The sequence below is a fragment of the Candidatus Edwardsbacteria bacterium genome, from assembly GCA_031082425.1.
Classification (GTDB): domain Bacteria; phylum Edwardsbacteria; class AC1; order AC1; family EtOH8; genus UBA2226.
The window spans coordinates 177,776-191,702 of sequence record JAVHLB010000003.1 but is presented as its reverse complement, the minus strand read 5'-3'; the positions used below and the strand labels follow the sequence as shown (position 1 = coordinate 191,702).

Below are 13,927 nucleotides of genomic sequence, written 5' to 3'. Positions count from 1 at the left end.
ATCCTCCGATCCTACCTGAGCACCGTGATCTTCCTGGTAGCGGTGTGTTCCCCGGCCGTCATCCGGAAGAAGTAGACCCCGTTGGCCGCCGGTTTTCCGGTGTTATCGCGCAGGTCCCATACCGCCTGCTGAAGCCCGGCATTCTGTGGGCCCATCGGCAATGTGCTGACCAAACGGCCGCAGATGTCGAAGATCCTGATCGACACCTCGCCCGGCTGGGGCAGGGCGTACTCAAAAGTTGCCTGGTCCCGGCAGGGATTGGGCCGCCCGGCGGCCAGCCAGAACTTGGTGATGGCCACCCCCTGGCTGGTGATCAGCACCGTGCTGTTCCAGGTGATTTTGCCGTGGATGTCCTTGTCACCCAGGCGATAATAATAGTCGGTGTAGGGCTGGGTGGTCCGGTCGGTGTAGCTGTAAATATGCCCGTTGGGATTGTTCTCGGCCGCAACTTCGGCTATTCGAATGAACCCCTCGCCCGGAGAGGTCGATCTCTCGATGAGCCATTCGGCATTTTCGAACTCGCTGGATGTCCTCCACTGCAGGGCTATCCCTCCGTTCACCGCCATTCCGGTAAAGGCGCATAATTCAACGGCCGAGGGTGGTATGGCATTCAATCCACAGGTGGCGCTCTGCAGCACCTCCTTGGTGACATCGTTCTGTACATAGACCACAAACTGGCAGTTCTTCTCGGTCCAGGTGTAGGGAACCACCCCGCCGGTGTATATTGTGTACTTTTGCGAATTGACCACGGTCTGGTCCTTGTCGATGGCGATCGGGACCCCGTTGTTATCCGGGATCATATCGCGCAGCACCTGATGATGGATCGGGTCGCCGTTGGTACCGGTATAGAGACTGCTGTCCTCGGTAATGGCATAGCGCAGGGTAAGCGAGGCTTTGGAAGCCGCGAGGAATCTTCCGGTGGCTTTTATTACTGCAGTTATGACCCCGGAATCCCCGCTGGCGTCATACCAGCCTTCCAGGCTTATTGTCAGGGGCTGGGCGATCTTTTTTTGGCTTAATATATAAGCTCTGGCTTCGGTGTAATTGGGATGAACTATCCCCCCCACCGTGATCCAGGGCACATAGGAAACGGTGTTATAGGTCCGGCGGGCCCGGTTCTCCATGGTATCCGGTCCCCGTCCCAGGTAATAGGGATCGTTGTTGGTGGGCCACCAGACATGGGTGCGGATCAGGGTCAGGGAGTCCTTGAGGTCCCGGTATACGTCGTTCATGGTGTCGTTCCCCGCTACGCAAGGGGCACAGCTGGTGCAGGTGAACTGGTCCACCATCACCCGGTTGGGGGAATAATAGGCCGAGGGGGTGCTTTGGTTGGTATCATTGGCGGCATAAAGGTCCCCGGCCAGGCTGGTGATGCCGGAAACTGTGTACATCTCCCCCGAGTCGGGGGACCAGCTGGGAAAGGTCAGGGTCTGGGTGGCCCCGGCCGCCAGGTTGGTGACCGGCAGGGTCTGGCTGTAGACCTGGCTGCCTCCGATCGGAGCGATGTTGCAGGTGGTGTTGAAACTCTCGGTGTTCTGGCCCATGTTCTTCACCAGCACCTGGGGTGACACCGACGCTTTGGGAGTGATCGGTCCGGCCGGAGCCCGCACGCTCATGGCGCAGACGTCATGGGCCGGGGAGGGCGAGGAGATCTTGACGTTGTCTATGTACAGATTATTCCCGGCGGCCGATTTCGCCATGAACTTTATCTTGTTGGTCCCGGTCGGAATGGTGTACATCTTGGTGGCCCACTGGGCGGCGGTGGGAACAAAATCAGTCGCGGTATATCCCCCGGTATTCAGGGGCCCCAGCCGTCCCCCGATCAGGGTTATCAACTCAGTCCAATTCGAACCTCCATCGGTGGAGGTGGAGATCCTCAGGGTGTCCTTCTCTCCCCCGCTGGCTGAAGAATAGCAAGCATAGGCATGATCGAATTTAAGCGAATCGCTGGCCCCGGTCGGCGGCACATCCAAAGTTATCAGGTCCTCCCATCTGCCCGCCACCGTCCATATGTAATACGTATTGTAAAAATCAGCCTTGGCGGACGCCACCCCGGTGCCGTAGCCGCTACATTTGGTGGAGCGTGACCAGATGGGAAAGTTATAGCTTTTCGACCAGCCGTCAGGCGGAAAGGTGGCCGGCTCGAAATCCTCCACCCAGACCCCGGCCAGTGCCGGCAAAACAGCCAGCGTTACGAGGACCATTGCGATCAAGGTTTTTTTCATGGTTCCTTCTCCTTTGTGGTTTTTTATCATAAACCCTATAGCTGCCGGCTGTGGTTATTTATCGGATATACTGCATTTTCTTTACAAAGCTGCGGTCCCCGGTGTTCAGACAATAGATATACAACCCGCTGGCGACCTTTTGCCCCTTGTTGTCCCGGCCGTCCCATCTGGCGGTATACCGCCCGGCAGGCTGGGTGCCATCGGCCAGGGTCTTTACATGCTGCCCGGCGATATTATAGATCTTCAGGCTGACCGTTCCCGGCTTGGGGATCTGATAATTGATGGCTGTCTGCCCGGTGAAGGGGTTGGGAGCGTTCTGATAAAGTCTGAAGTCCGTTACGACAGGTCCGCCATCCGGCCTGCCCCCTGCAACCCCGGCCACGCACGAAAGCACACCGGAAAGATGCGTTTCGTAGCAGGTGTCGATCGAACTGACCGCAGTCACTGCGTAGTAATATTCGGTATCGTCATAGGTGGTGGTGTCGGAGTAACTGGTATCGGAAATAATGTCCTGGTTGACCCGGGAAAACGGACCGGCCATATTTTCGGCCCGATAAAGGTTATATCCGGCACAGGCCGTGTCCACCCAGAAATCATGCCAATAGACATCGATCAGGCTACCGCCGTATTTTGAGCCGTTGGTGGTCAGGGACGACATCTCCGGCAGATAGTCCTCCCATTCTTTTAAGACCCAGCTGTCAGGATCTAATTTGATTTTAAGGATCGGCTGGTCATCGTTGACCAGAATATCCTGAACCGCCAGGCTGTCCCAGACCACAATGGTGCTGTCCGGGCCGACGCCGGTACTGCAGGCCAGGGCCAGCGGCATCATGTAAAGCTCGCCGGTGTTGGAGGTGTGCTTCAGATTGACCCAGGCCGAGTTGCTGTCATCATGGGTCTTGTAATAGATGATGGTGGAATAGATGGGATGCCCCGCCCGGTACACCCACTGGTCAAAGAACCAGTTCAGCGAGTCTCCGTAGTGTTGTTCGGCGATCCTCTGGAAATCGCTGGTGACGGCGTTGCCATAGCTGAAGCTGTCGCGGTAGGCGGCCAGGGTTTCAAAGAACGGAGCATCGCCCATCACCCAGCGCAGGCCCTGCAGCACCCAGGCCCCCTTGGCATAGACCATCGATGAGGCGAAAAGCGACTCGGGCGGCGGATTGTAGATAGCATAGCCGGTGGCGTTCAGGGCCTTGGTGAAGGTCTGCATCATATAGATGCCGGGCTGGTTGGCATTTTTGTATTCGTCATAAATGGCCTCGCTATAGCTGGCGAATCCCTCGTTGAGCCAGATATCCGACCAGTATCCGCAGGTGACCTGATCGCCCCACCACATGTGGGCCAGTTCGTGAAGGATCCCCCTCTGGGAATTCCCGGTCACCCAACTGCGGTTGATGGTGGTCATGTCCTGGTGCTCCATTCCCCCGAAGCCGAACGGGTATGCCGCCGCCATCCCGTATTTCTGGAAGGGATAGTGCCCGAACTTTTGCGTCAGGCATTCCAGCATCACCGAGACCGAATCGAAGACCAGGGCCGCCTGGAGGGAATCCTCCGGCCATACGAAATAGTTCAGGGGGATGGTGTCCCCGATCGAGGTATAGGCGGTATCGGACCAGAAAGCGTAATTGGAGACGGCAAAGGACATCAGGTAGGTGGCTATGGGCCTGTCCTCCTGCCAGTGCCAGGTAAGGGAATCTCCGGAGCGAACGGTGTCCACAAGGATCCCGTTCGATGCCACCTTATAACTGTCGGGAACCGTGATATAAAAACTGCAGCCCTGGGTGGTCTTGAACCAGGGCTCGTCCATGCAGGGCATCCAATACCGGGCATCCTGCGGCTCGCTCATGGTGTAAGCCATGGTATGAAGCTGGCTCCCGCCCTGCAGGAAATGATGATATCCCTTGGCAAAACCGCCGCCCCGGTAGTAGATATTCACCACAAAACAGCTGGGGGTTTTGAAACTGACATTGATATTCATCACTCCGGCACCGGTGTCGTAATCGCAGGGGAACCCGTCCATGTCCATCACCGAGTCGATCACCAGGTCGCCATAGTTAAAAGTGACGGTCACCGCCCCGCCGACATTGGTGCACATGGAAACGGAGGATCTCCCGTAGAGCGAATCGTTGTACATCGGCAGGTTGAGGTAAAGTTTGTAATCGTCGATGAAGTAATCCAGCGTGGTGTCGAATTTGGCCCCTCCGGGGTCCAATGAATAATTGTAAACCGGTGGACGGGTTTCCAGATCACTGGCCGAGGCCGCCAGCGGGGCCGCCAGCGCCAGCATTACTAACATTAAAATTCTTTTCATGGTCCCCCTTTGTGATTGTTTGCTTGAACGCCTTTATTGCTCAGAGAATATAATCTGTCATTTCCCGGTAAGATAATCGTCGAGCTTGGTGGTCTTATAAGCTCCGGAAGAAAAGAAATTCAACATCTTTAAAAAATTGGTGGCATCTATATATCCGGCCCTCTGCTCCAGGACCTTGCCCTCCTTGTCCAGGAACATAGTGGTCGGGAACCCTTCCACCTTCATGCTCAGGGTGAAGTCCGACTGGGTCACGGTCTTGCCCAGATAGGTTATCTTCTCGGGGCTTTCCCCGTCGATGGGGACCGCCAGGAATTTTTCTTCGATGGCCTTGACCACCTGGGGATCGGTGTAGGTCTTGGCCAGCATCACTTTGCACCATTTGCACCATTCGGTGGAAAAATCAACGATCACGATGCGGTCCTCCTGGGCAGCCCGGGCCATGGCCTGGTCGAACCCGATCCACTCGGTCTGGGCTCCGCCCTCCCCAGCTCCGGCCGTCTTGTTCTCGGCCGCTTTCTTGCCGGTGCAGGAGATGACCAGGGCCAGAGAAGCCGCTAATGTCGCCAGTAACAGAGACCTTTTCATCAATCGCGCCTTAATCAATGGTATTATAAATAACTATTGAGACCTGTTTAGGACCGGTTTATGGCCTGCTTGATGATGGCGACCACCTTGGATACATACGCAGTGGAGGCCGGGATCACCAGCACCGTGCAATACCCGCCGATGGTGGCCAGGATCTCCTTGCGGTTGAGCTGTTCTACATACCGGGCCACCCCCTGAGCCCGGCCGGCTAGGGTGTGGATCACCACCATTGATTCGTTGTTCCTGACGCTCAGGATCTCGGACCTCAGCAGCTGGTCAATATGCTTGCCCGTCTCATCCTCGTCCATCAGGTAGCGCGGCCCGTCGGGGGTGACGGTGCGCATCACGCCCATCTCGGCGAAGTCGCGGCTGAGGGTGGCCTGGGTGGCCTTGATGCCCATTCCAGCCAGGGCCCGGGAAAGCTGGCCGTAGCCGGAGATCACCCGCTCGCTCAAAAGTTCCTTGATGACGTTCTGTCTTTTGATCTTTGCTGACATAAACTCGCTTTACAATCATTTTGGGAAGTATATTATAATACCCATATCGTGTCAACATCTTTTTGCAATTAATTGCAGTTAATTTATTTATATATACATTTTAAAACAAGAAAAATGTAATTTATTGCAATAGCTGGGCTTAAACAACCGACCCTGCCATTTTCGCAGATCTGCCGATCCCTGGAGAGCAATAAAAAGGCTCCGGGATATCCCCGGAGCCCCGATCCACACGGTCGAAACTATTTGCCTGCCCTCAGCACCAGGCTGTCCGGCGAACTGCCGTCCACCCGGACCATCCGCACCCTGGCGGTGCTGTCGCCGACCTCCACCTGGCAGTAATGCAGGCTGGACTCGGCGTGAAAAGTGGAATCTCCCGGGTTGACGTCGTACAGGGGGGCCCCGCCCCCGCCGGTGATGATATAGTTGACCCCGCCCCGCTGCTGCCTCTCGTAAAAATGCTCGTGCCCGCAGAACACCACATCCGGCCGGTATTTCCGGAACAGCGGTTCCAGATTCTCCAGGATATCCTGGTCGCTGCCCCGCTTGCCGGAGGAGTAGGTCTGGCGGTGCTGCAGGACGAACAGCCACTTGTACATCGGCCGGGTACGTTTTATCTCGGCCTCGAACCACCGGTATTGCTGGGAACCCTTTTGGTAATGCTCCTCGTTGTTCAGCACGATGAAGTGGGCGTTCAGATAATCGAAGGCATACCACCGTTCGTTGCCGGGCAGGGCGAACAGTTTCACGTAGTTGTCGTAGGTCCGTTCGTGGTTGCCGATCACCGTATACAGGGGGATGAAGGAGGAGAAGGGCCGGCTGGCGTCGAAGAACTCCTGCCACATGGCCCAGATCCGCCCGTCCTGGATGTAATCGCCGGTATGGATCAGGAACTCCGGGTTGTACTGGGTTATGGCCGCGATCACCTTTTTGTGCTGCTCCGGAAAGGTCCGGGTGTCGCCGTAGATAACGAACTTGAAGTCCCGCATCTCCCGGGGCGCGGTCCTGAAACTGCAGACCGGGGCCGACAGGTTCAGCAACTGGTAGTAGTAGCGGGTGTCGGGCTTGAGGTCTTTTATCCTAAGGTGGTGCAGGGTCCCGGCCTGGTCGTCCCGCAGGATGTAGTTCATCTTGCCCCGGGGCCCGTAGGCCAGTTTCCCGGAAACAGGAGTATTGGTCTCCCAACTGACGGTCATGGTGGTCCGGGGATCGTCGTCCCAGGAAAGGTAGGGGCCTTTCTGGATGGCTGGTTTTGGCTGTTTCCCGAATGACCCGGCCAGGGCCAGGGAGACAAGCCCGGCAAGGAAAGCCGAAATTAAAATGTTCTTTTTCATATCTGGATATCAATGTTATTCATTAAATTTAATAGGATTATAACAACCCCGGCGCGGCATGTCAAGCCAGGATCTGCCGCATTGCGGGCATTAAAGATATTGACTAACCCTCTATCGATATGTTATCATTACCGCACTTTGTGGGCCCTTAGCTCAACGGTTAGAGCAGCGGACTCATAATCCGTTGGTTCAGGGTTCGAATCCCCGAGGGCCCACCAGTTTGACTTCTCGCTAGGCAGTAGTCCGCCTTGAGCGGGCACCAGAAATATTTAAGGGACGATCATTTGATCGTCCCTTTTTATTTGACCTCACCCCTGCCCCTCTCCAATGTGGAGAGGTGTTTATTATTACGCACAATAACGTTCAATTAAAATATGTCATCTAATAGTCCCCCTCCGCAGCGGAGGGGGTTAGGGGGCGGTCAAATACCAAGATGTATGTGTATTGCCCCGCATTAAGCGGGGCAATACATTACCTATTTGCTAATTCTACCAACTTTTCTTTTAATAAAACATAACCTTTTAGATTTTTTATTTGTGGCATTTTATCTATCTTTTTTATGATTTCTTTTACTTCTTTTGGGTCTTCTGGTGTTGTATTATAAATAATTCTTACACTCTCTGAATCCGGTAAGTTGATGACGGCCTTAATGAAATCTTCCTCTGGTTTTTGCCAATGCTTTTCAATCATATCCGCGAAAATCTCACCTAATTCAGCATTGTTTTTATTGATAAGAGCCATTTTTATTGTATAGGTGATATTTAAATTGCCTTTTAAAATTATACCAATAAATGTATTTAAGAGTTGTTCGTCTTCTTGCGTTTCTGGGAATGACTTTGCTTTGCTTCCAATTTTATTATTTTCATTTAATTCATAATACTTTATAACAGAATCAATATTATTTGACGTATTATGTGCTATTGTAAAATTTTCAAGATTGTATTTTAAAGCACAATATATTGTTGAGTCTTGTATAGTTTGCGCATTACTTTTAATATCAACTTTTGTATTATTATTTTCTTCTATTTTACCGCACGAATAAAATATTGCTGCGATGATTACGAATATTATTGTATTTCTCATATAACCCCCAATAATTAATATTTTAAATTTCTCTCCCGCCGATGAAAGTCCTCCTCACCTTTATCTTATGAATCTCCTCAGGCTTAACTTTGAAGATATCTTCCGAAAGACAGATGAGATCCGCCGCTTTGCCCGGCTCCAGCGTCCCTTTCCAGCCCTCATCCCCCGAGGCATAGGCCGCGTCCACGGTATAGGCTTTTATGGCATTCCATAATGAAACCCTTTGCTCCGGATGGAACGGCGGACGGTCCGGCGGGATCCTCTGCCGGGTGACGGCCGCCTGAATGGCCCGGAACGGATCCGGCGTTTCGATGGGACAATCCGAGCCGAAGACCACCCTGGCCTTTTTCCTGGACAGATCGCCGAAGGGATAGGCGTAGGCCCCCCGTTCACCCCAGTATCTTTCAATGAGATCAAGATCGGAGGGGCAGTGTATGGGCTGCACCGAGGCGATGATGCCCAGCTCCTTGAACCTGGCAATATCTTCGGGATGGACCAGCTGGCAGTGCTCTATCCGGTGCCGCAGATCTATATTGAGATCCTTGGCCTTCTGGAAGGTATCCAGCGCCAGGCGGTTGGCAGCATCGCCGATGGCGTGGATGGCGCAAGCCAGCCCGTTCTGTGAGGCCCGGCTAACCAGGGCCAGCAGTTCCCCGGGCGGCACGGTGTTCATGCCCCGCGAGGCGCTGTTGCGGTATGGCTCCAGCATCAATGCCGTCTGGGAGCCCAGCGAACCATCGACAAAAAGCTTGACCCCTCCGATCTTCAAGTTCCTGCCGCCGAAGCCGCTTTTTATCCCGGCCGAGATTAGCCCATCCAAAGCCTTGATGTTATGGTAAAGCGTCCCCCTTAAGAATAATTTATTCTGCCTTGACAATGATTGCAGAATATTGAATTCCTCCACCCCCTCCATGGTATGGAACCCAGTCAGGCCCAGTTTGGCGAACATCCTCTGGCCCTGGATCACGGCCTGGGAATATTCTTCTGTTGATGCCTTGGAAGCCAGGCGATAGTAGTGATTGGCCGCCTCTTCGCGGAGCAGGCCGCTGGGCCGGCCCTTGGTGTCGCGCTCGATTGTTCCGCCGGGGACCTCCGGGGTCTGGGAGTGGATGTCCAGGGCCACCATGGCCGCCGAGTTCAGCCAGATGGTGTGCCAGTCCTTGCTCCACAGCATCACCGGATTGTTGATGGACACCGTGTCCAGGTCCTGGGCGGACGGCAGGCGGCCGTCGCTCCAGAGGTTCTTGTTCCAGCCCCCGCCCAAGACCCACTGCCCGGGCGGATTCCCGGTGACATATCTGGCCACCACCTGGAGGCATTCCTTGATGGACCGGATGCCGTCCAGGTCCGGCCGGGAGGCCAGCAGGCAGTAATTGCAGAAATGGGTGTGGCAGTCGGTGAAGCCCGGCAGGACCACCTTCTCCTTGAGGTCGATGACCTCGGGCTTGAGGGCCTTGTATCTGCCCAGTATCTGGCTGTTCCCGCCGATATCCAGGATCATTCCGCCCCCGGCATCGCAGGCCAGGGCTCTGGACCTCTGCCGGCCCTTCATGGTATGAATGTCGGCGTTGATGATGACGGTGATGGAATTCTTCATCTATTGGCCTTTCGCCTGATAGTGTTCCCAGCGGTCCAGCAGCCGCTGCAGCTCCTGCTTGTTGGAGTCGAACTCGTTCATCAGCCTCTTCATCCGGTCGCCGTTACGATAGACCTCGGGATCGGCCAGGCCGCCGGAGGGCGACTCCAGCTGCCTCTGCCGGGCCTCCAGTTTGGCGATGCGGTGCTCCAGCTCGGAGATCAGCCTTAGCCGCTTGCGCTCCTCGGCCGCCTCCCGGGCCTTGCGCCGCTTGGCCTCCTGCCAGTCCGACTTTTCCTCGCTGGCCGGTTCGGATCTGGGGGCATTGCTGGCTGCCTGGGAGGACTGGCGGTCCAGCTCCTTTTTATACAGATATTCGGAATAGTTGCCGGGATAGATCTTTAGCGCCTGGTCGGCCACCTCGACGATGGTGTCCACCACCTGATCGATGATATAGCGGTCGTGGGTCACCAGCACCACCGTCCCCTGGAACTCTTTTAACGCCTGCTCCAGCACCTCCTTGCCCTTGAGGTCCAGATGATTGGTGGGCTCGTCCATGATCAGCAGATTGGCCGGCAGCAGCAAAGTGCAGCACAGGGCCAGCCGGGCCTTCTCCCCGCCGGACAGCACTTTGACCGGCTTGAAGACATCATCCCCGGAGAACAGAAATGCGCCCAGGATGGTCCGCACCCGGCCGGGGGTCTCGGTGGGGATCACCGACTCCACCTGCTCCATCACCGTCTTGGCGGGGTCCAGCATCTCAGCGGTGTGCTGGGCGAAATAAGCCAGGCTGACGTTGGGATAAAGCGTCTTCTCCCCGGAGGTCACCTCCTCCACCCCGGCCATCATCTTCAGCAGGGTGGTCTTGCCCGCCCCGTTGACCCCCAACAGGCCTATCTTGTGGCCCTTCTCCACCAGGAAATCGATGTCCTTGAGCACCACCTTGTCGCCGTAGCCTTTAGTGACGTGGGACAGCTCCAGCATCCGCCGCCCGCAGTGGGGCGCCTCCGGCAGCCCCAGCCGGAAGCTGCGCCGGCTCTGGGGTATCTCTATCCGCTCCGCCAGCAGCCGCTCCAGCATCTTCTCCCGGCTGTGAACCATGGCCCGCTTTATGAAGTTGCCCCTCCAGCGGGCGATGAACTCCCGGATATGTTCGATCTCCTTGGCCTGCTCCTCCTTCTGTTTGACCAGCATTTCCCGGCGCTTCTCCTTTTCCTCCAGGTAGCCGGAATAATTGGTGTGATAGAGCGAAAAGCGCCCCAGGTCCAGCTCGTATATCTTTTTTATGGTCCGGTCGATGAAATAGCGGTCGTGCGAGATCACCACCATCGAGCCCCTGAAGCCTTTCAGATAGCCCTCCAGGAAGTCCATGGACTCAATGTCCAGGTGGTTGGTGGGCTCGTCCAGGAACAGGTAGGAGGGTTCCTCCAGTAAAAGCTTGGCCAGGGCCAGGCGCATCTGCCAGCCGCCGGAAAAATTCTCCACCGGCTGGTCCAGGTCGGCCGGGGAGAATCCCAGCCCCTGCAGCACCGAACGGGCCCGGGTCTCCAGCAGGTAGCCGTCGAACCCTTCGAACATCTGGTGCAGTTCGCCGTAGCGTTCCACCACCGGGACCAGTTCGGGATCATCCTGATCCATGGTGGACATCAGGCTGGAGAGCTGGTCTATCTCCTCCTGGATGGAGCGCTGGTCGGCAAAGACCGACATGGCCTCCTCCAGAACGGAGCGGCCGGCCAGCACCACCTCCTCCTGGGGCAGATATCCGGTGCGCATGCCGTTGGAACAGGACCGCTGGCCCTGGGTGGGAGTCATCAGCCCCAGGGCCACCTTGAACAGGGTGGTCTTGCCGGCCCCGTTGGGGCCCACCAGGGCGATCCTCTCGTTAAGGCCGATATTCCACCCCAGGTTCTTGAACAGGGCCTTTTCGCCGAAGGATACGTTTATGTTGGAAAGCTGGATCATAGTATTGATTTTACCATAAAATACAAGTCGATTGCAAAGGGCTTGACTTTTCGACTGTCAGGGTTGATAATTAGGTCGTTAAACTAAAGGAACTGACATGAAAAACATTAAATTCTTCTTGTTGGCTATTTCAATAGAAATGTTCACTGCCGGATTGGTTTCCGCCGGGACCGTCCCGCCGGACTCCACCATTTTCCCCGGGCAGACCGGCGCTACTCTGCGGAATTCGTTGATCTCGGCCTATAAATCAACCTCCAACCTGGGCTACGATGCCGGCAGGGATGTTATGTATGGGGAGATCGACAAGCTGAACGACAGCCTGGAGTGTGTCTACAGCGGATATAGGATATATATGGATCCCGGCCAGGATCCCAGCACCTGGGCCTATGACCACGGCATCAACTGCGAGCATACCTGGCCCCAAAGCATGCTGTCGTCCAGCACCGCCGTCTCCGACCTGCACCATCTGTTCCCGACCGATATCGAAGTAAACGGAGCCAGGGATAACAACCCTTTTACGGAGATTCCCGATAACCTGACCACTGCCTGGTATTACAACAACACCACGACGTCTGCCATACCGTCCACGAATATCAGTCTCTATGCCGAGAATCGATCGAACAATGAGTTTGAGCCGCGCGAAGCACAAAAAGGCAATACTGCCCGGGCCATGTACTACATGCTTACCTTCTGGCAGCTGGGCGACACCAGTGATTCCTGGTGGACCGACCAGAGGGATGTTTTGTATGCCTGGCATGTCAGCGACCCGGCCGATGCCCGGGAGATAGCCCGCACCAAGAAGATCGCCGCCTACCAGCAGAACAAGGTCAATCCCTTCGTACTGGACAGCACTTTGATCCGCCGGGCCTATTTCCCGGCTTTGGGAGTAACCGGCAAGCCAACGGCCACCATAGCCGATAGAAACAGATTGTACCAGAACAATCCGAACCCCTTCCGGGACAGGACGGTCATAAGCTATTCCCTGGCTTCGCCGGGCCGGGCCCGGATCGAGATCTTCAACCTGCTGGGACAGGCGGTAAGGACGGTGGAAGTGATTAACCCGGCTCCGGGCGAATATGATCTGGAATGGAACGGCGCCGATCAGACAGGCAATATGCTTCCGCCGGGAATATATTTTTACCGGCTCTCGGTCAAAGGCAGGACGGTTGACTTGAAGAGAATGGTAATGCTGAAATGAGTAAAGGGCCGGATTTCCGGCCCTTTTTGTTTTGGTCTGTTCAACTAAAAGAGATCCCTGCGGGACAGCATCCTTTTTATGCCCGACTGGACCACGTCCAGCTCGGCCGAGGCGCAGTTCTTGTCCAGCCCCCGGACCCCGTAGAAATTCTTGTTCAGCGGCCGCCAGAACTCCGGCTCGCTCCGCCCGAAGATGGCGAAGGTGGGGGTGCCCAGCGCCGCGGAAAGGTGCATCACCCCGGTGTCGTTGCAGACCATCAGCCTCAGCGGTTTTATCACCGAGGCCAGCTGGCGTATGTCCAGCCCGGACAGAAGTTTGACCTCGCTCTTCACCAGCCCCATAAATCTCTCCCCCAGCTCCTCCTCCCCCGGACCCCAGAACACCGCCACCTGGAACCCGAAATCCTTGACCAGCCAGTCGGCCAGAGCCGCATAATTCTGATACGGCCAGCGGTTGCAGACATTATAGGCCCCCAGGTGGAGGCCCACCGTCCGCTCCGGCATGATGTGATTCTTGTAAAGGATGTCCCGGCCCTGTTCCTCCTCCTGGGGCGATAGGGCACAGCTCTCTCCCATATCTTTGGTTCTGATGTTCAGGTATTCCAGGATCCTCAGGTTGCGGCGGGTCTCGTGAACCCGCTCCCCAAAGCCGGGAGCCAGCAGGTTGTAAAACAAATTTGGCCGGGCCCCCGGGAAGGGGTTTTCGGCCGAGCCCAAAATGAATTTGGCCCCGGTGAGGCGGGCCAGAATGTCGCTGGACAGCGAATGGGAGATGGTGTTGAGCACCACCGCCAGGTCGCAACCCTGCCTCAGGCCCTGCCACAGCCTCCACAGCTTGGCCGGGGTGGCCTGATATAATTTTTCCGGAAAGACCAGGATCCGGTCGATGTCGGGATTGTGCTCCAGCACCCGATAGGTGTACTGCCGGGCCACCACGGTGATCTGGGCCTGGGGCAGGGCCTGCCGGAGGGCCCGGAAGGCCGGGGTGGACAGCAGCAGGTCCCCCAGCTGGTCATGCTGGCGGATCACTATCACCCGCCTGATCAGCGACAGGTCCACCTCCCGGGGTTGGTGACGCCGGTCAGGCAGCAGCAGCCCCAGGGCCTTAAGCAGGGCAGCCTTAAAATATTTCTCTACTGCCGGCAGCCTCATATCGC

Annotated in this window: 10 protein-coding genes and 1 tRNA gene; 2 read left to right on the top strand and 9 right to left on the bottom strand. The window is 56.0% G+C overall.

Annotated elements, in window-relative coordinates:
* Positions 1 to 11: 11 nt before the first annotated feature.
* The 5 genes from RDU76_04205 to RDU76_04185 all read right to left on the bottom strand — a co-directional run bounded on the left by RDU76_04205 (position 12) and on the right by RDU76_04185 (position 6,952).
* Positions 12 to 2,225: a FlgD immunoglobulin-like domain containing protein gene (locus tag RDU76_04205; GenBank protein MDQ7798133.1), complete on the bottom strand. Its 2,214-nt coding sequence runs from the start codon at positions 2,223 to 2,225 to the stop codon at positions 12 to 14.
* Positions 2,226 to 2,283: 58 nt separating this feature from the next.
* Positions 2,284 to 4,539: a M1 family aminopeptidase gene (locus RDU76_04200; protein MDQ7798132.1), complete on the bottom strand. Its 2,256-nt coding sequence runs from the start codon at positions 4,537 to 4,539 to the stop codon at positions 2,284 to 2,286.
* A 57-nt stretch (positions 4,540 to 4,596) separates the two neighbouring features.
* Positions 4,597 to 5,124 (bottom strand): thioredoxin family protein, encoded by a 528-nt coding sequence (locus RDU76_04195; protein ID MDQ7798131.1) that lies wholly within the window; start codon positions 5,122 to 5,124, stop codon positions 4,597 to 4,599.
* Between the two features lie 47 nt (positions 5,125 to 5,171).
* Positions 5,172 to 5,621: an arginine repressor gene (locus RDU76_04190; GenBank protein ID MDQ7798130.1), complete on the bottom strand. Its 450-nt coding sequence runs from the start codon at positions 5,619 to 5,621 to the stop codon at positions 5,172 to 5,174.
* A 239-nt stretch (positions 5,622 to 5,860) separates the two neighbouring features.
* A complete protein-coding gene (locus RDU76_04185) occupies positions 5,861 to 6,952 on the bottom strand; it encodes a metallophosphoesterase (GenBank protein MDQ7798129.1) in 1,092 nt (363 codons plus the stop codon).
* 142 nt (positions 6,953 to 7,094) lie between these two features.
* Here RDU76_04185 and RDU76_04180 point away from each other — a divergent pair.
* Positions 7,095 to 7,170 (top strand) — tRNA-Ile (locus RDU76_04180).
* A gap of 253 nt (positions 7,171 to 7,423) precedes the next feature.
* Here RDU76_04180 and RDU76_04175 read toward each other — a convergent pair.
* Genes RDU76_04175 through RDU76_04165 form a run of 3 tightly spaced genes read right to left on the bottom strand, consistent with a single transcriptional unit; the run spans position 7,424 to position 11,573 of the window.
* On the bottom strand, positions 7,424 to 8,035 hold the full coding sequence (locus RDU76_04175) for a hypothetical protein (GenBank protein ID MDQ7798128.1): 612 nt from the start codon (positions 8,033 to 8,035) through the stop codon (positions 7,424 to 7,426).
* A gap of 22 nt (positions 8,036 to 8,057) precedes the next feature.
* Positions 8,058 to 9,632: an amidohydrolase gene (locus tag RDU76_04170; protein ID MDQ7798127.1), complete on the bottom strand. Its 1,575-nt coding sequence runs from the start codon at positions 9,630 to 9,632 to the stop codon at positions 8,058 to 8,060.
* Positions 9,633 to 11,573: an ATP-binding cassette domain-containing protein gene (locus tag RDU76_04165; protein ID MDQ7798126.1), complete on the bottom strand. Its 1,941-nt coding sequence runs from the start codon at positions 11,571 to 11,573 to the stop codon at positions 9,633 to 9,635. It lies immediately after the preceding gene.
* A 97-nt stretch (positions 11,574 to 11,670) separates the two neighbouring features.
* On the opposite strand from RDU76_04165, the gene RDU76_04160 reads away from it, so the two are divergent.
* On the top strand, positions 11,671 to 12,771 hold the full coding sequence (locus RDU76_04160) for an endonuclease (protein ID MDQ7798125.1): 1,101 nt from the start codon (positions 11,671 to 11,673) through the stop codon (positions 12,769 to 12,771).
* Between the two features lie 44 nt (positions 12,772 to 12,815).
* On the opposite strand, the gene RDU76_04155 is transcribed toward RDU76_04160, so the two are convergent.
* The gene (locus tag RDU76_04155) at positions 12,816 to 13,922 is read right to left on the bottom strand and encodes a glycosyltransferase family 9 protein (GenBank protein ID MDQ7798124.1); all 1,107 of its coding nucleotides are present in this window, start codon (positions 13,920 to 13,922) and stop codon (positions 12,816 to 12,818) included.
* Between the last annotated feature and the right edge of the window lie 5 nt (positions 13,923 to 13,927).

Bases quoted from the DNA above. Each gene is read 5' to 3' on its own strand.
- RDU76_04190 (MDQ7798130.1), bottom strand. From the start codon at position 5,621: ATGTCAGCAAAGATCAAAAGACAGAACGTCATCAAGGAACTTTTGAGC.
- RDU76_04185 (MDQ7798129.1), bottom strand. From the start codon at position 6,952: ATGAAAAAGAACATTTTAATTTCGGCTTTCCTTGCCGGGCTTGTCTCC.
- RDU76_04170 (MDQ7798127.1), bottom strand. From the start codon at position 9,632: ATGAAGAATTCCATCACCGTCATCATCAACGCCGACATTCATACCATG.
- RDU76_04160 (MDQ7798125.1), top strand. From the start codon at position 11,671: ATGAAAAACATTAAATTCTTCTTGTTGGCTATTTCAATAGAAATGTTC.
- RDU76_04175 (MDQ7798128.1), bottom strand. From the start codon at position 8,035: ATGAGAAATACAATAATATTCGTAATCATCGCAGCAATATTTTATTCG.
- RDU76_04165 (MDQ7798126.1), bottom strand. From the start codon at position 11,573: ATGATCCAGCTTTCCAACATAAACGTATCCTTCGGCGAAAAGGCCCTG.
- RDU76_04155 (MDQ7798124.1), bottom strand. From the start codon at position 13,922: ATGAGGCTGCCGGCAGTAGAGAAATATTTTAAGGCTGCCCTGCTTAAG.
- RDU76_04195 (MDQ7798131.1), bottom strand. From the start codon at position 5,124: ATGAAAAGGTCTCTGTTACTGGCGACATTAGCGGCTTCTCTGGCCCTG.
- RDU76_04205 (MDQ7798133.1), bottom strand. From the start codon at position 2,225: ATGAAAAAAACCTTGATCGCAATGGTCCTCGTAACGCTGGCTGTTTTG.
- RDU76_04200 (MDQ7798132.1), bottom strand. From the start codon at position 4,539: ATGAAAAGAATTTTAATGTTAGTAATGCTGGCGCTGGCGGCCCCGCTG.